17 protein-coding genes are annotated in these 16,258 nt (G+C 57.9%); 6 read left to right on the forward strand and 11 right to left on the reverse strand.

The window, feature by feature from the left end:
* The first annotated feature begins 14 nt into the window (after window positions 1-14).
* Window positions 15-1,685 (forward strand): flotillin family protein, encoded by a 1,671-nt coding sequence (locus QMP16_RS01955; RefSeq protein WP_058273807.1) that lies wholly within the window; start codon window positions 15-17, stop codon window positions 1,683-1,685.
* 32 nt (window positions 1,686-1,717) lie between these two features.
* Here QMP16_RS01955 and QMP16_RS01960 read toward each other — a convergent pair whose 3' ends face one another.
* The 8 genes from QMP16_RS01960 to QMP16_RS01995 form a co-directional block, all read right to left on the reverse strand.
* Window positions 1,718-2,941 (reverse strand): MFS transporter, encoded by a 1,224-nt coding sequence (locus tag QMP16_RS01960; RefSeq protein ID WP_282151027.1) that lies wholly within the window; start codon window positions 2,939-2,941, stop codon window positions 1,718-1,720.
* Between the two features lie 80 nt (window positions 2,942-3,021).
* A complete protein-coding gene (locus tag QMP16_RS01965; RefSeq protein ID WP_282151028.1) occupies window positions 3,022-3,618 on the reverse strand; it encodes a YceI family protein in 597 nt (198 codons plus the stop codon).
* Window positions 3,615-4,829, reverse strand: coding sequence for an MFS transporter (locus QMP16_RS01970; RefSeq protein WP_282151029.1), 1,215 nt, complete (start codon window positions 4,827-4,829; stop codon window positions 3,615-3,617). Before QMP16_RS01970 ends, QMP16_RS01965 begins: the two co-directional genes overlap by 4 nt.
* A 62-nt stretch (window positions 4,830-4,891) precedes the next feature.
* The gene (locus QMP16_RS01975) at window positions 4,892-5,512 is read right to left on the reverse strand and encodes an ImuA family protein (protein ID WP_113788966.1); all 621 of its coding nucleotides are present in this window, start codon (window positions 5,510-5,512) and stop codon (window positions 4,892-4,894) included.
* Between the two features lie 60 nt (window positions 5,513-5,572).
* Window positions 5,573-6,154, reverse strand: a complete 582-nt coding sequence (locus tag QMP16_RS01980; protein WP_282151030.1) for a retropepsin-like aspartic protease family protein — start codon at window positions 6,152-6,154, stop codon at window positions 5,573-5,575.
* 39 nt (window positions 6,155-6,193) lie between these two features.
* The gene (locus QMP16_RS01985; RefSeq protein WP_058273801.1) at window positions 6,194-6,817 is read right to left on the reverse strand and encodes a MarC family protein; all 624 of its coding nucleotides are present in this window, start codon (window positions 6,815-6,817) and stop codon (window positions 6,194-6,196) included.
* The gene (locus tag QMP16_RS01990) at window positions 6,814-7,206 is read right to left on the reverse strand and encodes an ACT domain-containing protein (protein WP_282151031.1); all 393 of its coding nucleotides are present in this window, start codon (window positions 7,204-7,206) and stop codon (window positions 6,814-6,816) included. The genes QMP16_RS01985 and QMP16_RS01990 overlap by 4 nt, the downstream gene beginning before the upstream one ends.
* Entirely contained in the window at window positions 7,203-9,053 is a 1,851-nt protein-coding gene (locus QMP16_RS01995) for an ABC-F family ATP-binding cassette domain-containing protein (RefSeq protein ID WP_282151032.1), read from the reverse strand. The genes QMP16_RS01990 and QMP16_RS01995 overlap by 4 nt, the downstream gene beginning before the upstream one ends.
* A 108-nt stretch (window positions 9,054-9,161) precedes the next feature.
* Between QMP16_RS01995 and QMP16_RS02000 the strand changes: the two genes are divergently transcribed.
* Window positions 9,162-10,364: a multidrug effflux MFS transporter gene (locus QMP16_RS02000; protein ID WP_282151033.1), complete on the forward strand. Its 1,203-nt coding sequence runs from the start codon at window positions 9,162-9,164 to the stop codon at window positions 10,362-10,364.
* Window positions 10,365-10,478: 114 nt separating this feature from the next.
* A complete protein-coding gene (gene ndk / locus QMP16_RS02005; protein WP_058273797.1) occupies window positions 10,479-10,901 on the forward strand; it encodes a nucleoside-diphosphate kinase in 423 nt (140 codons plus the stop codon).
* Between the two features lie 57 nt (window positions 10,902-10,958).
* Here ndk and QMP16_RS02010 read toward each other — a convergent pair whose 3' ends face one another.
* The gene (locus QMP16_RS02010) at window positions 10,959-11,306 is read right to left on the reverse strand and encodes a TfoX/Sxy family protein (RefSeq protein WP_282151034.1); all 348 of its coding nucleotides are present in this window, start codon (window positions 11,304-11,306) and stop codon (window positions 10,959-10,961) included.
* A gap of 162 nt (window positions 11,307-11,468) precedes the next feature.
* Here QMP16_RS02010 and QMP16_RS02015 point away from each other — a divergent pair, with 162 nt between their 5' ends.
* The 3 genes from QMP16_RS02015 to QMP16_RS02025 are packed head-to-tail and all read left to right on the forward strand — an operon-like array spanning window position 11,469 to window position 14,206.
* Complete coding sequence (locus QMP16_RS02015; protein WP_282151035.1) at window positions 11,469-12,983, forward strand: CHAD domain-containing protein; 1,515 nt, start codon at window positions 11,469-11,471, stop codon at window positions 12,981-12,983.
* A 3-nt stretch (window positions 12,984-12,986) separates the two neighbouring features.
* Complete coding sequence (locus QMP16_RS02020; RefSeq protein WP_282151036.1) at window positions 12,987-13,742, forward strand: ParA family protein; 756 nt, start codon at window positions 12,987-12,989, stop codon at window positions 13,740-13,742.
* On the forward strand, window positions 13,739-14,206 hold the full coding sequence (locus tag QMP16_RS02025) for a CYTH domain-containing protein (RefSeq protein ID WP_282151037.1): 468 nt from the start codon (window positions 13,739-13,741) through the stop codon (window positions 14,204-14,206). The genes QMP16_RS02020 and QMP16_RS02025 overlap by 4 nt, the downstream gene beginning before the upstream one ends.
* Here the strand turns inward: QMP16_RS02025 and QMP16_RS02030 are convergent.
* The gene (locus tag QMP16_RS02030) at window positions 14,203-15,573 is read right to left on the reverse strand and encodes a sensor histidine kinase (RefSeq protein WP_282151038.1); all 1,371 of its coding nucleotides are present in this window, start codon (window positions 15,571-15,573) and stop codon (window positions 14,203-14,205) included. The genes QMP16_RS02025 and QMP16_RS02030 overlap by 4 nt on opposite strands.
* Entirely contained in the window at window positions 15,566-16,246 is a 681-nt protein-coding gene (locus QMP16_RS02035; protein WP_058273791.1) for a response regulator transcription factor, read from the reverse strand. The genes QMP16_RS02030 and QMP16_RS02035 overlap by 8 nt, the downstream gene beginning before the upstream one ends.
* Window positions 16,247-16,258: the final 12 nt, after the last annotated feature.

Consider the following 16,258-nt stretch of genomic DNA (forward strand, 5'->3'; position numbering starts at 1 on the left):
ACGGAGGATTTTGCATGGAACTTACATTCCTAGCCGTCACAGTTGTGACCATTCTGGCAGTAGTTTTGTTTATCGGCCTTGTGCTTGGCCGTCTTTACCGCCGCGCGACCCGAGAGATCAGCCTGGTGAAAACCGGTGCTGGCGGTAAGAAAGTCATCATGGATGGTGGCGTCATCGTCGTGCCGTTACTGCACGAAGTCAGCCCCGTCAACATGAAAACCCTGCGCCTTGAGGTTCAGCGCAGCGGCGAGGCCGCTCTGATCACCAAGGACCGGATGCGCGTGGACGTGGGCGTCGAGTTCTACGTCTCGGTCATGGCGACAGAAGAGGGCATCGCACGTGCTGCGCAAACCCTTGGCGACCGTACATTCGACGTCGAACAGCTACGGGAAATGATCGAAGGCAAATTGATCGACGGTCTGCGCGCTGTTGCGGCCCAGATGACGATGGACGGTCTGCACGAAAACCGCGCTGACTTTGTGCAAGAGGTGCAGAATGCGGTGTCCGAAGACCTTCTAAAGAACGGTCTGTCCCTGGAATCTGTTTCGCTGACTGCATTGGACCAGACGCCGTTTGAGGCGCTGGACGAGAACAACGCCTTTAACGCTGTGGGTATGCGCAAATTGGCCGAGGTGATTGCCACCTCAAAGAAAGAGCGTGCGCAGATTGATGCCGATGCCGAGGTCGAAGTGCGCCGTGCAGCGATGGAAGCTCAGCGTCAGAAGCTGTTGATCGAAAAGGACGAAGAGCAGGCGCGCATCGAGCAGACGCAGCAGATCGAAACGCTGCGCGTGGCGCAAGAGGCCGAGGTTGCAGCCCGGACCGAAGACTCGGTACGCGAAACGGAACGCGCACGGATCGGCCGTGAAGAAGCCATTCGCGCCGCAGACATCGAGCGTGAGCGTAAAATCCGCGAAGCCGAGATCTCGAAAGAGCGTGAACTGGAAGTCGCCGAGCAAGAGCGCCAAATCATCATCGCGCAGAAATCCGAAGAGGAAAGCCGCGCTCGTGCATCTGCCGATCTTGCCCGTGCCGAGGCAACCAAAGCGACCGAAGCCGTGGCGACCGCGCAGAAGGTGGCCGAGGCGGAGCGTATCAAGCAGATCGCACTGATCGAAGCCACACGTGAGGCCGAGCGTCAGGCAACCGCGATCCGACTGGCTGCGCAAGCTGACAAAGAGGCCGCTGCTGACCGCGCCGAAGCCCGCCGTGAAGAGGCGCAGGCCGAAGCGGACGCTCTGAACATTCGGGCTGAGGCCAAGAAGAACGACATGCTGGCCGAAGCCGAAGGTAAGCGTGCGATCGTCGAAGCAGACAACGTGCTGTCAGTGGATCAGATCCGCATGAAGGTTGATCTGGCGCGGATCGAAACCATGCCGTCGATCATCGCGGAGATGGTTAAACCAGCTGAGAAGATCGACTCGATCAAGATCCATCAGGTTGGCGGTATCGGTGGCACCAATGGCGGCGGCGCATCGAACGGTGACAAGCCGGTCGTTAATCAGGCTCTGGACTCGATTATGGGTATGGCCGTGCAGATGCCGGCGCTCAAGAAGCTGGGTGAAGAGCTGGGCCTGTCGATGGAAAACGGTGTCGGGGGTGTCGTCAACGGTGCGCTTGAATCGACGGTTGAACCTGCCGAAGAAGGCGGCGTGATCGAAGAAGGATCGCGGACAGAACACTAATCGAAAGGGGCCGGGGTTTTCCCGGCCCTTTTTTATTGCCTTTCACGCGACCGTTTCAGCAAACGACCAATCGTGAACGACGTGCGTGGCGCGTAGACATAGTTGGTCCGCTCTTCCGGTGTCGGGCGTGAGCGCATTCGGGCCAGGCCAAAGATGATCAGGAAAACATGGCCGACCGCTACAAATGCAAACAGGGCTCCGGGTCCGAACTGCTGAATCAATGTCGAAGAGATATAGGGTGAGGCTATCGCACCCAAAGCGAACCAGAACATCAGCGCCGCGGATAGCTCTACCCGTTCTTCTGCCGTTGCGAAGTCGTTCGCATGGGCAGAAGAGACTGAGAAGATCGGGAAGGTTGTCAGGCCAAAGAAAACAGCGGCCAGCATGACGCCCACCGTTCCCGTTCCGCTGGCCGCCATTGTGACACCGCTGCTGACGACCGCAGCAACGGACAGCCAGATCAGCACCCAACGCCTGTCATATTTGTCGGCCAGCCAGCCAACTGGGTACTGCGCCAGTGCGCCACCCAATACGAATGACGCCAGGAAGAATGCGATTTGGTCAACGTCCAACCCGACTTCCTGACCGTAAACTGGGCCGACCATTCGGAAGGATGCAGAGCTGAGCGCAGCGACGATTACCCCTGCAACGGCCAGAGGCGAACTGCGCCAGGCCAATTTGGGTCTCAACCGAGGGGCGTCGGGTGTTTTTGGCTGACTGGCCCGTGTCAACGTCAACGGTAACAGGGACGCGCAGCACAGGATCGCCAGCAAGTTGTAGGACACGTATGACGCTGGCGGCAAAACCGCGATGATCAACTGTGCGCACAGAGACGCGCCCATATCCGCAATGCGATAGGTCCCCATGGCGCGGCCGCGCGTTTCGTTTGTGACTTTGGCGTTCAGCCATGCTTCGATCACCGTATAGGCCCCGGCGACACAGGTTCCAGACGCGACCCGAAGGGCTGCCCAGATGTACGGGTTTTCGGTCAACGTATGCCCAATAAGACCCATAGCGCCCAAGGCCGTACAGACTGCGAAGGCCCGCGAATGACCGACGCTGCCCATTAGGCGGGGGGCCCACCAGCAGCCAATGAAGAAGCCAAGAAAGTGCGCCGAACCCAACATACCGATTTGTCCGGTTGAGAACCCAAGCGTGATACCCGAGATCGCATCCAAAGGACCAACGCCGCCCGTTGAGAGCTGCAGAAGAATGACGGAAAGAAACAGGGCGGCAAAAGAAATGATCGTGCGCATAGTGCGCCCAGCATTACCCCATCAGCGAGCGTTGCGCGTGATAATTCGACCTCTGCGCGTCGTTTTTTGTCCTTTGGGTGTCAGGCCTTGCGGGTCAACTCGGCCCGGATGTTCAAAGACACGGTATCGGCGACCAGATCGGGATAACCAGAGGCGCCGAACTCGTGGCGGTTCAACGCGCCCGACAGTCGAATTGACAAAGCGTTCAGGTCATCAGCCTCAGTTCCGGGTTCGCGGTACAGATTGGCTTGCAGGGTCACAGGGCGCGTGACCCCACGCACCGTCAGGTCTCCGGTGATAGTTGCGCCTTCGGAAATGCGGCCGGTGGGGCCAAGCTGTATCCGGGTGGATTTGAACGTAATGCTCGGAAATTCCTGCGCGTTTAGCACGCTTTTGCTTAACATCGGGCCGCGGGCAAAGGGCAGCCGGGTGCGCGCCGCGGCTACATTCAGCACGACGGTGACACGGCTGTTTTGCAACTGATCCGTGTCGACTCGAATATCTGCCGATTGGATCGGCATCGTGCCTGACTGCGCAACCCCCGAGAGCATGAATGAAAAACCGACGGACGTCCCGGCTCGAGACAATTCATATTGGACCAACGCAGCATGAGTGGGCCGCGCCAACGGAATACTCGCCAGACCCGCAATCAGAAAGCGCCGCGTCAATGATCTCATGCCAAAACCTCTTGTTTGTGGGGGCGCGAGCGGCTGAGCAGAAACAGCAGAATTCCGATGTTCAGGCCATTCCATAGAATGCCGTTCACGAAGGCCAGTTGGTAATTGCCGGTCACGTCGTAAATCCAGCCGGACATCCATCCCCCCAGCGCCATGCCCATGATCGTCATCATCATGACAAACCCCACACGCGCGCCGGCTTCCTTCGGGGGCATAAATTCGCGCACAATAAGGGCATAACCGGGAACGATGCCGCCTTGTGACAGGCCAAAAAGCAGGCTGATCAGGTAGAGTGAGACCATCCCGTCATAGGGAAGGAACAGAAACAGCGCGAGGCATTGAAGGACCGAGCCGATCAGAACCGTCAGGACGCCGCCAAGTTGATCGGCGACCATGCCCGATATTACTCGGCTGATCACACCTCCGAACAGCATCAGGGACAACATCTCGGCGCCGACTGTGGGTCCGTAACCCAGCCCGACGCAATAGGACACGATATGCACCTGAGGCATCGACATCGCGACACAGCACGAAATACCGGCCAGACCGAGGATGTATTGAAGTGTCCGGGGGGAAATGCCAACGCTGCGCGCCTTGATTTGTGCGGCCGACGCGGCGGTGCTGTGCGCCTCAGCCGGGACCTGTCGGCGCAACAGTAGAGACAGGGGGATCACGACCAGCAGCGTTATGACGGCCAGCGTCAGGTAGACCTGCTGCCAGCCGTCGCGCGCGAGTATGCCGGACAGCAATGTCGGCCAGATGGCCCCAGACAGGTAGTTTCCGCTTGCCACCAGACCCACAGCGATCCCGCGCCGTTTCATGAACCAGTGCGAGATGTCGGCGATCAATGGTCCAAAGCCGATGGATGCCCCGAGGCCCAACAGAAGATGTGCGACGGACAACATCACAATGTTTGGCGCTAGTGTCGCCAGCAGATAACTGGTCGCACTGAGGATTGCGGCCCCGATCAGGGCTTTGGTCACGCCCAGCCGATCCACCAATTGCCCCATCCAAAAATTGCCAAGGGCGAACCCGATCATAGCCAATGTGTAAGGCATCGCGGCCTCGGCGCGTCCGGCGTTGAATTGGGATTCGACGGCGGGCATCACAACGATGACGGCCCACATTCCCACATTTGCCACGGTTGCGATGATCAAAGTGATCGCAAGTCGCAGCCAGGAGTATCGGCTATCGTGGATCGCGTGGCTCATCCCGAAACGCTAGGGCTCGGCCCTTGCTTTGGCCAGTCACAAACCCCGTGAGGGGCGCGTGATCACACGGGTGTGTCTTCTGTGGCGATCTGTTGCAGGTGCAGACCGGCGCGCGGTTTGGTCTGCGTGGCATGCCAGCTGACCGGGGGCAGGGCGCGGGCGCGGCGGCGGGTCAGAGTCCAGCGTCGGGCCTCTGCCTGATGGTTTGCGGCCATGTGCCAGCGCGTCTCTACCCCCTGTGCACCACCGTCACCGGGGGTCAGCAGCACCCCAAGCGGAGCCCGCCCCATCGCACCACCCTGTTCTGCGGCCAGATGCATGCGCCGCACTGGCGTCAGCCCCGGTGCGCCCGGCAGATCACCGATGACCAGAGGCATGGCCGCGCTGCGCAGCGCCTCTTCTACGCACCACAGCAGGTCTTCGGACCGGGTCGGGCGCACAAAGATGAACCGGGCGGGATCGGCAAAGGCCATCATGCCATCGGGATTAAGCTGGCCGGGCTCCCATGCGGGCGCGATCCACAGCACCGGCCCCTGCATCTGCCCCGCCAGCCACATGGCAAAGCTGCGCCGGGCGGGGCCGCAGGCCTCGTGCACGCGGGCCAGTTGCAGTCTGATCTGCGGATGAAGATCTATCCCCGGCACGTCACGCGCGGGTTTGCGGCCAAGAAGATGTGTAGACATGCCGTCAGATTAGCATGTTCTTATTTTGTTCTCAATTGTGGAATTGCGGCAACGGATGCCTTAGCGAGACAAAAGCAGGCGGCCATTGGCGAACTGGATATTCGAGAACCGATGCAGGTAATCCATACCCAACAAGGATTTGTCCAATTCTCCTTCGTTCACCCAGGCCGAGATATTCTGGTCCGTGATTGGCCCCAATGCCAGCGTGTCCAGACGCACTGGCGCGGTCCGCACAACGCCATTGGCCGTGTTTGCCCGGCCGAAATAATTCAACTGATCAGGGTCGATGCCAACACGTTTGGCATCCCGCGAGCTTAAAACAATCTGGCTTGCACCGGTGTCCACCAAAAAGGTGATCGGCTCTCCGTTCACATCAATGGGCAGGTAATAGTGTCCGTCGGAGGCGCGCGGAACCTCTATAGTCTGGCCGGTGACGGTCATCTGCGGGGCAGGGCCAACGGTGGTGCGAATGTCTTCCCACAGGCCGACAGCGGCAATGACACCAATAAAGATAAAGACCCACGCCAAAGCCTGCTGCAGCGTTTTGTTCAGAGACTGGCGGTTTTGCGCAACAAACCACGCCACAACGGCCGTACCAAGCACGGCCAGATATACCAAACGTCCAATGTTGTCGCCGTCCATAGCGCTCCTCACCATATTCTCTGAAAGACATATGGGGTTTTACGACGCAAAACCAAAGGCCTTGAGGCCGTCCAGGATGAATTGAACCGACAACGCCGCCAGCAGCATCCCCAACAGCCGCGTCAATACGTTCAGGCCGGTTTTGCCCAGCAAACGCGCAATCAAGCCGCCGGACAGGAAGAAGGTCAAAACCACGGCCATGACGGCCAGCATGACGATACAGGCCTCGACAATGCCAAGAATGCCCGGGTGCTGTCCGGCCAGCAGGATAATCGTCGCAATTGATCCGGGACCGGCGACCAGCGGAATGGCCAGCGGGAACACGGACGGGTCGTGGTGTTCCTCTTCTTCCTCGACCCGGTCTTCACGGCGTTTGGTGCGTCGTTCGAACAACATGTCCAATGCTGTAAGGAACAACAACGCGCCCCCGGCGACCTTGAAGGCCTCCATCGAGATACCGACAAAACCTAGCACCGCTTCGCCAAAGGCGGCAAAGGCAATGAGTATGCCAGAGGCCACGGCACAGGTGCGATAGGCCGTGCGGCGACGGGCGCGGGCGTCCATGTCCTGAGTTAAAGCCACAAAAATCGGCGCGGTGCCAAAGGGGTCAATCACCACGAACAGGGTGGTGAAGGCAGTGATGAAAAAGGCGAGGTCGATCATTTGCCGGCACCTTGTTGGAGGTCTAACAGAACGGCCACAGCTTTTTCCGCCAGATTGCTTGGAACATAGACGTGGTCGTGGTGATACCCCGCGACCATGTTTGCCGGAATTCTACTTTGGGCAAGAGCATCGGACACAGCGGCAGTCAAGCCAACGCCTTCTAGTGAGGAATGAATCCGCAGGGTGATGTACTTCATACTGATGGCGCCAGCGGGTGCTGCGTCGATTGGCACGATAAGGGACAGTCCTTCGGCCTCCATGCAACTGGCCCGCGTCCCTTCGGGCCAGGCTTTGTCATGCGGCCAAACGACAAAGGCAAATTCCCCGTCCTGAAGTTCAGGGCGCATGCCTGCGATCATGGCAGTCGTTTCGATTACGGGTTTCGTCATGTCGCTTCGGCCTTTTCCAGGCGTTCGGCCGCGACGACCCAAAGCGCCTCGGCTTTTTGCATGGCTTGGACCACTTCGGCAAATTTCCGGTTCCACGTTGCAAGATCGTTTTTCCTGTCGTCCTCGTAAAGCGCAGGATCTGCCAGCTTGGCCGACAATTTATCGTGCATATCCGTTAGCTTCTCGATCCGGTCCTCGCATTTGCGAAGGTCCGCCCGCAGGTTCAGCACTGCCTCGCGCGAAGGGCGCTTGGGTTTGATCACTTGCGGTTTCTCTTTGGCCGGTTTGTCGCGTCCCAGCAGCATGGTGCGATAGGTCTCAAGGTCTCCCTCTAAGGGTTTGACCGTTCCGTCCGAGACCAGCCACAGATGGTCCGCGACCAGCGACAATAGGTGCATATCGTGGCTGACCAGAACCACCGCACCGGAATAGGCGGTCAACGCCTCGACCAATGCCTCACGGCTTTCGATATCCAGGTGGTTGGTCGGTTCGTCCAGGATCAACATATGCGGCGCGTCGATGGTGGCGATCAGCAGCGACAGGCGTGCCTTCTGGCCGCCCGATAGACGACCAACCTTAGTTTCAGCCTGATCCGCGTTCAGCCCGAACCCCGCCAGACGCGACCGCCACTTGCCCGGCGCCTCGTTCGGGCGCAGGCGTCGCAGATGGTCCAGCGGCGTTTCGTCCACATAAAGCTCATCCACCTGATGCTGCGCAAAATAACCAATCCGCAGCTTGTTGCTGCGGGTCATCTTGCCCGCCATCAGGGGCAGGCGGTCGGACAGCAGCTTGGACAGGGTCGACTTGCCCTGACCGTTCTTGCCCAGCAGCGCAATCCGGTCATCCTGGTCAATACGCAGGTTCAATCGGCGCAGCACCTCGGTTTCACCATAGCCCGTCACGCCGCCTTCAATCTGAATGATTGGCGGGGACAGCTCTTCTGGCTCTGGGAAGGAGAATGCGCGCAGTGCGGCCTCTTGAGGGGTTGAAACCAGTTGAATGCGCTCGATCATTTTCAGGCGTGACTGGGCCTGAACCGCCTTGGATGCCTTGTAGCGGAAGCGATCCACGAAACTCTGCAGATGGGCGATCCGGGCCTTGGCTTTCACGTTCTCGGATTCCGCCTGTGCCAGTCGTTCAGCGCGGCGTTCGGCGAATTTGTCGTAAGGAACCGCGTAATAGGTCAGCTTGCGGTCTTCCAAATGAAGGATCGACCCCACCGCTCGGTTTAGCAACCCGCGGTCGTGGCTGATGATGATGACGGTGTGCGGATATTTGGCCAAATAGCTCTCCAGCCACAGCGCACCTTCGAGGTCCAGATAGTTAGTCGGTTCGTCCAGCAACAGCAGATCGGGTTGAGAAAACAGCACCGCCGCCAACGCCACGCGCATCCGCCAGCCGCCCGAGAAGTCGGAGCAGGGACGCAACTGGTCGTCATCATCAAACCCAAGACCTTTGAGGATCGAGGCGGCGCGCGCTTCGGCGGACCAGGCGTCGATATCTACCAGGCGGGTCTGGATTTCGGCGATACGTGTGGGATCGGTCGCGGTGTCGGCCTCGTCCATCAGCGCGCTGCGCTCGGTATCGGCGGCCAGAACCGTGTTGATCAGCGACACATCCGAGGAGGGCACCTCTTGCGCCACTCCGCCAATCCGGGCGCGCTTCGGGACATTGATATTGCCTGACTCCAGCGCCAATTCGCCCCGGATCAATCGGAACAGGGTTGTCTTCCCCGTACCGTTCCGTCCCACAAGGCCAACTTTGTGACCGTCGGGAATAGTCGCACTGGCCCCATCGAAAAGGGGACGGCCTTCAACCGCGTAGGTTATGTCTTGAATCCGTAGCATGACGCGCTCTTAGCAGAGCCTTGGTGCCGCCGCCAGCAGCTTGATATGTTCAATATCCAGGCAATGTGTTAGCGCTGATCCGGTTGGCATTACTCGACGGTTTTCATCATGCGCGCGGCTCAGACGCCTCCTTCTTTGGTCACTTTGATCTTCGCCACGGCGTTGTCGGTTTTGTCGTTGAACATGTTCCTGCCGTCGCTTGCGAGGATGGCCGAGGGGTTTCAGGTCGACTACGGGCTGATTAACCTGTCAGTCGCCGGGTATCTGGCGGTATCCGCCGTGTTGCAATTGATCATGGGGCCGTTGTCCGACCGATATGGTCGCAGACCGATCCTTTTGATTTGCATGGCAGTTTTCACAGTGGCATCGGTTGGCTGCGTATTGGTCGAGTCGATCTGGATATTCCTCGGTTTCCGTCTGCTTCAAGCAGCGGTGGTGGCCGGACCCGTGCTGTCCAGCGCCTCGATCCGGGATCTCTATGCCCCGAACGAGGCCGCCAGCAAACTGGGCTATGTTGCGATGGCAATGGCTTTGGCACCGATGCTTGGCCCGATGCTGGGCGGCGCACTGGATATGCTGTTCGGTTGGCGAGCCGGGTTCATATTGTACTCGGTCCTTGGGGCGGGGATGCTGGCGTTGTTGTGGGCGGACATGGGTGAGACAAATGCGAACCGATCCGCAACATTCTCGGCTCAGTTAAAGGAATACCCACACCTGTTTCGCGCGCGTCGGTTCTGGGGTTACGCGCTGTGCGCGGCATTCTCGATCGGCGGGTTCTTCAGCTTTATCACCGGTGCGCCACTGGTCGCCGCGGTCTGGTTCGAACTGAGCCCTGCCATGCTGGGTCTGGGGATCGGAATTATTACCGGCGGCTTCATGGTGGGCAATTTCATCACCGGGCGTATCGCAGCACACACGAAGCTGACGACGATGATCCTGATCGGTCGGGTCGTTGCCTCTATTGGCCCTTTCTGCGGGTTGCTGCTGTTCACAGCAGGTCTGGGTTCAGTCTGGGTATTCTTCGGATCGGCCATTTGCGTGGGCTTCGGTAATGGGCTGACGAATGCCAACGCCTCGGCCGGGGTAATGTCCGTGAGAGCCAATCTGGCAGGCAGCGCCGCGGGACTATCTGGCGCGCTGATCGTGGCGTTGGGCGCAGTTCTGACCTTGATGACCGGCTCGTTTGTTAGCCCCGAAAATGGGCCCTTTCTGGTGTTGGGCATGATGTTCGCCAGCAGCTTTGTCGGATTGCTTGCTGTGCTTTACGTTCGCCGGATCGACGCGTCAGAGCCCTTGCCGGACACAATCTGATCGCCAAGACCCACTGGCGCAATCATTCCACTTTTCATGAGGCACATACCGTGTTAGGCGGCGCGCGATGGATTTCGGCGCGTACCTCGCGCCATATAGTAAGGAGAGGCCGATATGGCACTGGAACGCACATTCTCGATCATCAAACCTGATGCAACCCGTCGCAACCTGACTGGCAAGATCAACGCCAAGTTCGAAGACGCTGGCCTGCGCATCGTTGCGCAAAAGCGCATCCACATGACCAAAGCTCAGGCTGGCAAGTTCTACGACGTGCATGCCGAGCGTCCGTTCTATGACGAACTGTGCGAATTCATGTCCTCCGAGCCGGTTATCGTTCAGGTTCTGGAAGGCGAAGGCGCCATTGCAAAGAACCGCGAAGTCATGGGCGCAACCAACCCCGCAGACGCAGCACCCGGCACCATCCGCGCCGAGTTTGCTGAATCGGTTGGCGAAAACTCGGTCCACGGTTCGGACGCGCCTGAAACTGCTGCGGTTGAAATCGCATACTTCTTCTCGGGCATCGAACTGGTCGGCTAATCCGCCGTCAGACGAAGTTCAGGGCCGTATCCCATTGGGGGTGCGGCCTTTTTCGTTTCAGACCTGTTTAAGATCTTTCGGTGCAACGCGTATGCCAATTGCATCCAGATCAGAAATCATCTGGGTTTCCGGGGCGGTACTAACGCTGGATTTTATTGCGTCGAACTTTACGCGTAGCGCCTTCTTTTCCTCACCCTTGCAGTCGTTCCAGGGGCGCCCCTGCAATCCCATCACCAGCACGTAGTATCCGATGAAATGCGGTCGGGTGCCCGCCTGCAATAGCCGCGCATAGGCTTCATCCGCTCCCAAATCGCGCAATTCCTGCGCAGAATGAATGCCTGCTCGTGCGCAGGATTGTTCAAATGCCGGGCCGAGATTGCGGATCGATGAAACAGGATCAGACATACCCCCGTCTTAGCCAAATGCCCGGACAGAGTCATTCGGTTGTTCGAGCAAAATCAGATGTTTTGGTCATTGCTGTTGATCAACGGAGTTAGTCGTTGATCGGATCGCAGGAATATGAATTCATGATCACGTACTGGATCCTCGGTGAAAGGGACGCTCTTAATGGCTCGGGTCAAAAACTGTTTTGTTATCCCGGGCACATTCGATGAGGCGGGTTTTACTAAATCTTTGAAAGAATTGGCATTGCGGTTCGAGGCCGCTGAACCTGCTGGAAATTTTGATATTCTGGATTGTCATGACCAATCCCTCAGGGCATCTAGCAAGGTATTGATCCAAACCGATGGGTCATTGTTTTTGTTGCGCGGCGGAACAGCCAAAACCCAGCAGTGCAAGGGTAAGGGCAAGTTCGTGCAGGATTTACCTGACGGATCCGTCAAAGCGGGTCTAGCGGGCTTTCCCAAGTTGCGCGCGTTGATGAGCGTCGGAGCGGGCAGAGCCAAGCACCGATCATTTGCCATTCTGGGTGACCTGCAAAAGACACAAGTGCGTGGCACGATGATGTTGATGTCCTCGGATCAGGGGCAGGTAACAGTTGTAACCGTTCAACACATGCGTGGATATGACCGGGCGTATAAGACTGTTTGTGAAAAGCTGACGAAATTGGAGGGTGGCAAAAGCAAGGCTAAGCCATTGTTCGACTGGTTGTTTCCCGACACGACCATATACAAGGCCAAGCCCGAAATCCGCGTTAGTAAACAAGAGCCATCAATTGAAGTCGCCACCGACATCATTCGCACCTATCTGGCGGTCGCGCGCCAGAATGAGGCGGGCGTGATCGATGATATTGATACTGAATTTCTGCATGACTACCGCGTTTCCTTGCGCCGCGTGCGATCTGTGATCAGCCTGTTCAAGGGGGTGCTCTCGCCTGAACAAACCGCTGCATTAAAGCGCGAGTTTTCCGGCCTGATGGAATCCACTGGACGAGCGCGAGATTTGGACGTCTATCTGTTGGAAAAAGACAGTTACTTCAATCTGATACCGCCGAACCTTCATGAAGGTGCCGTGGCCATGTTTGCGCAATTCGAAAAGGAACGCAGCCAGGCACTTGGACGTCTGTCTCGGCTCTTTCGGACGCAGAACTATGACAATCAGATGAAAAAGTTGACCGAGCTTTTCGCTAATCCGACAAACCTGCAGCCGGGCCCAAATGCAGATCGGCCTGCCTATGAATACGCGCGCGCCCTGATCTGGAAACGATATCGCAAAACCTGCAAACTGGCGCGCGGCATTACGCCAAACACGCCTGACGAAGCTGTGCATAATCTGCGGATCGACTGCAAAAAACTGCGTTATCTTATGGAGTTCTTTGCGCCTTTGTTTGACGCAAAGGCATTTAAAACGATCATCAAGCCATTGAAAAAGCTGCAGGATAATTTGGGTCTATTCAATGATTTCTCAGTCCAACAAGGGGCGCTTCTGAGCTTTGTTAAACAGCACACCAATATGCAAGGCCGCGCTGATGCGCAGTTGGCCTTATCCGTGGGCGGGCTGATTTCTGTTCTGGATCAGCGCCAATTGGCGGAACGTGACCGTGTCATCGCAAGTTTCAAGCATTTCGACAGCCCGGACATCCGGCACCTGTTCCGCAGTTTGTTTCATCAAAAGGAGGGCTGAGAAGTGAAGATCATTGCCTGTTACAGCAACAAGGGCGGTGTGGGTAAAACCGCGACCTCGGTCAATCTGGCCCATGCTTACGCGGCAGCGGGGCACAGTGTTTTGCTATGCGACCTGGATCCGCAAGGGGCGTCTGGGTTTTATCTGCGCGTCAAACCATCCAAAAAGCTGACAGATGCAAGGTTCTTTGAGGATGTCGCGCGGTTTACCAAGTCCATTCGCGCCAGTGACTTCGATGGGCTGGACGTGCTGCCAGCAAACATGACCTTTCGGGATTTTGACGTCTTCCTGTCACGGATGCGGAACACGCGGTCGCGGCTGAAAAAAGCGCTGATCTCGGCGGGCAGCGATTATGAGGTGATCATTCTGGATTGCCCGCCCAACTTTTCGACCCTGTCGGAAAACATCTTCAAAGCGGCCGATCAGATTGTGGTTCCGGTCATCCCGACGACCCTGTCTGAACGGTCTTTCGATCAGTTGGTCGGTTTTTTTGATGCCAACAAGTTGTCGAAGAAAAAGCTGACGGCATTCTTCTCCATGGTGCAACAGCGCAAGACCCTGCACCTTGAGACTATGGATACGATGCGAAAGCTCTATCGCAAACGGTTCCTGCACAGCTCAATCCCGTTTGCGGCGGATATCGAACGGATGGGGCAGAACCGTGCGCCAGTCAGTGAATTCGCCCCGCGCAGCGCCGCCAGCCTGGCATATCAAAAGCTGTACAATGAGATGGAAAACGGAGTTATTTCAAAGCGATGAGCACCGAAATTGAACGCAAGTTTCTGGTGGCGGAACTGCCCGACCTGAGCGGTGCGGATAAGGCCGTCGTCCGCCAAGGTTATCTGACTGCACCGAGCGATTCCACGGAACTGCGTCTGCGGCAAAAGAATGACAGGTACTTCTTGACGCTCAAAGGAGCGGGCTCCTTGGTGCGGGTGGAACGCGAGGCCAAGATCACGGCCGAGCAATTCGAAACCTTCTGGCCGGAAACCGAAGGACGTCGGGTTGAGAAAGAACGCTATACCGGAAAAATGCCAGACGGTCGGGTGTTTGAGCTGGACATCTTTCTGGGAAACCTCGCGCCGCTGCGGCTGGTCGAGGTGGAGTTCGACACAGAGGCCGAGGCGCAAGCATACACGCCGCCCGACTGGTTCGGAACAGATGTGACGGCAGATAAACGTTATAAAAACAAAATGATGGCGATCAAGGGTGTGCCAATCTAGGGCTTACGAGCCAGTTTGATTGTTGCCTCAAGACCCGGGTCGCAATTGCGGGCGTCGAATGCGCCCTGATGCATGTGTGAAATCGCTGCCACTAGCGCCAGACCCAAGCCTGAGTTGCGCTCGGTCCTTGCGGGATCGAGCGTCACAAACGGCACCTGCAGGCGTGGCAAATCCTCTTTAGGGACACCCGGGCCCCGGTCACGCACGCTCAGGCAGGTGTAGGGTCCGCTTTCTGACAGGGTGATCGTGATCGCCGTCTTTTCCGGGGCATAACGCATGGCATTTTCCAGAAGATTCGACAGTGCTTGAGACAGAAGCGGGCGGTGTCCCTGAACAGTGTGAGCGGTGCCCACAACTTCCAAAGAAATTCCCTGATCGGCCGCAACAGGATCATAAAGTTCGACGACGTCGCCAATCAGTTGCTGCAGGTCCACAGGTTCGAACTGTTCCCGCCCAACACCGGCCTCGGCGCGTGAGATTTCGGTCAGCTGCCCAAGAACACGCAGCACGTGGTCGATTTCCGCTGTCGCGCGCGCCACGTCGACGTCGCGGTCCAGATCGCTTTTGGACGGGTCAGACAGTGACTCGACCCTTTGACGCAGGCGGGACAGGGGGGATCGCAGGTCATGCGCGATTGAATTTGAGGTTGTGCGCAGATTGCTGATCAGTTCCTCAATCCGGTCCAACATGCTGTTCAAGGTTCCGGCCACTTGATCCAGCTCATCCCCGGTTCCGCGCAAGGGCATGCGGCGGGAGAGATCACCTGACACGATGTTTTCCGCCGTTCCCGCAAATTCGGACAGGCGCGTGAACACCAGCCGGGTGAAAAGCCAGCCGGTCAAAAGGCTTAGCGCCAGTGCAATGGCTAGGGCCAAGCCAACCGCGCGCAACAGCGCCCTGTCGAATTGTTGCCGCGCGAGGGCATCGCGCCCAACCAGCAGGCGTTCCCCGCCGGGCAGGCGAACTGAGGCGGCCGAGATCGGCACCAACTGGTCGTTATCGGCGCGGCGAAGATCCAGATCGACCCAACCGCTGCCTGCCGTGACATCCGCAGGCCAGTGCTTGAGGTTACCGGCCAGCTTCACGCCGAACCGGTCGGTCAAAAGATACAGCGCATCCCGCTCGGACGCGGTTGGAATCCTGCGTTCAATGGCTTGCAACAGCCCGAACAGACCGCGTCGTTCGTATTCATCTGCCAGGCCTGTCAGTTCCGCGGACACCACCGAGCGGGTCTCACCCTCGATACTGCGATTGGCGGTGAAGTATACAAGCCCCAGCACAATTGCCGTCAGCAGCGTGCTGAGGACCATGCTGGCAAGGACGAGGCGGGTACGGGAATTATTGAACGAAAGTCGCAAGTTATCCATCGGATATCATGTAACCCGCACCTCGAACTGTTTCAATCAATGGCGGCCTGTCGCCTTCATCCAGCTGGCGGCGCAGCTTTGATATATGGACGTCGACCACGTTGGTATTCGGGTCGAAATGATAATCCCAGACACCTTCCAGCAGCATTGTACGCGATACAACGCGGTTCTTGCGGCGCAGAAAGAATTCAAGGATCTGGAACTCACGCGGTGTCAGGGAAATCTCTTGCCCGTCGCGGGTGACCTTGCGGGTCAACAGATCCATCTCAAGATCGCGGCAGGTCAGCGTCGCGGTTTCCTCGGATTCCTGCGGGCGTCGCAACAGGGCTTCGATCCGGGCATGCAGTTCCTGGAACGAAAACGGTTTGACCAGATAGTCATCCGCACCCGAACGTAAGCCCTTGACCCGTTCGTCAACCGCACTCATCGCGGTCAGCATCAGGGTAGGGGTCTTGACCCCGGCCGCCCGCAAAGATCGGATTAGCGAAAGGCCATCAAGACCTGGAAGCATCCGGTCCAGCACAATGGCGTCAAACCCACCATCCGTGGCGTGGTACAGACCTTCGCGCCCGTCTGCGGCCTGCTCGACCACATAACCTTCCTCGCCAAAGCCCTTGGCGATGAACTCACGAGTGTCCTCGTCATCTTCGACGATCAGCAGGCGACGGCTCATATTTTGCGTTCC

Origin of the sequence: Ruegeria atlantica, assembly GCF_947495585.1 — a bacterium.
Classification (GTDB): Bacteria; Pseudomonadota; Alphaproteobacteria; order Rhodobacterales; family Rhodobacteraceae; genus Ruegeria; species Ruegeria atlantica_G.

Bases quoted from the DNA above. Each gene is read 5' to 3' on its own strand.
- QMP16_RS01955 (WP_058273807.1), top strand. From the start codon at position 15: ATGGAACTTACATTCCTAGCCGTCACAGTTGTGACCATTCTGGCAGTA.
- QMP16_RS01960 (WP_282151027.1), bottom strand. From the start codon at position 2,941: ATGCGCACGATCATTTCTTTTGCCGCCCTGTTTCTTTCCGTCATTCTT.
- QMP16_RS01965 (WP_282151028.1), bottom strand. From the start codon at position 3,618: ATGAGATCATTGACGCGGCGCTTTCTGATTGCGGGTCTGGCGAGTATT.
- QMP16_RS01970 (WP_282151029.1), bottom strand. From the start codon at position 4,829: ATGAGCCACGCGATCCACGATAGCCGATACTCCTGGCTGCGACTTGCG.
- QMP16_RS01975 (WP_113788966.1), bottom strand. From the start codon at position 5,512: ATGTCTACACATCTTCTTGGCCGCAAACCCGCGCGTGACGTGCCGGGG.
- QMP16_RS01980 (WP_282151030.1), bottom strand. From the start codon at position 6,154: ATGGACGGCGACAACATTGGACGTTTGGTATATCTGGCCGTGCTTGGT.
- QMP16_RS01985 (WP_058273801.1), bottom strand. From the start codon at position 6,817: ATGATCGACCTCGCCTTTTTCATCACTGCCTTCACCACCCTGTTCGTG.
- QMP16_RS01990 (WP_282151031.1), bottom strand. From the start codon at position 7,206: ATGACGAAACCCGTAATCGAAACGACTGCCATGATCGCAGGCATGCGC.
- QMP16_RS01995 (WP_282151032.1), bottom strand. From the start codon at position 9,053: ATGCTACGGATTCAAGACATAACCTACGCGGTTGAAGGCCGTCCCCTT.
- QMP16_RS02000 (WP_282151033.1), top strand. From the start codon at position 9,162: ATGCGCGCGGCTCAGACGCCTCCTTCTTTGGTCACTTTGATCTTCGCC.
- ndk (WP_058273797.1), top strand. From the start codon at position 10,479: ATGGCACTGGAACGCACATTCTCGATCATCAAACCTGATGCAACCCGT.
- QMP16_RS02010 (WP_282151034.1), bottom strand. From the start codon at position 11,306: ATGTCTGATCCTGTTTCATCGATCCGCAATCTCGGCCCGGCATTTGAA.
- QMP16_RS02015 (WP_282151035.1), top strand. From the start codon at position 11,469: ATGGCTCGGGTCAAAAACTGTTTTGTTATCCCGGGCACATTCGATGAG.
- QMP16_RS02025 (WP_282151037.1), top strand. From the start codon at position 13,739: ATGAGCACCGAAATTGAACGCAAGTTTCTGGTGGCGGAACTGCCCGAC.
- QMP16_RS02030 (WP_282151038.1), bottom strand. From the start codon at position 15,573: ATGGATAACTTGCGACTTTCGTTCAATAATTCCCGTACCCGCCTCGTC.
- QMP16_RS02035 (WP_058273791.1), bottom strand. From the start codon at position 16,246: ATGAGCCGTCGCCTGCTGATCGTCGAAGATGACGAGGACACTCGTGAG.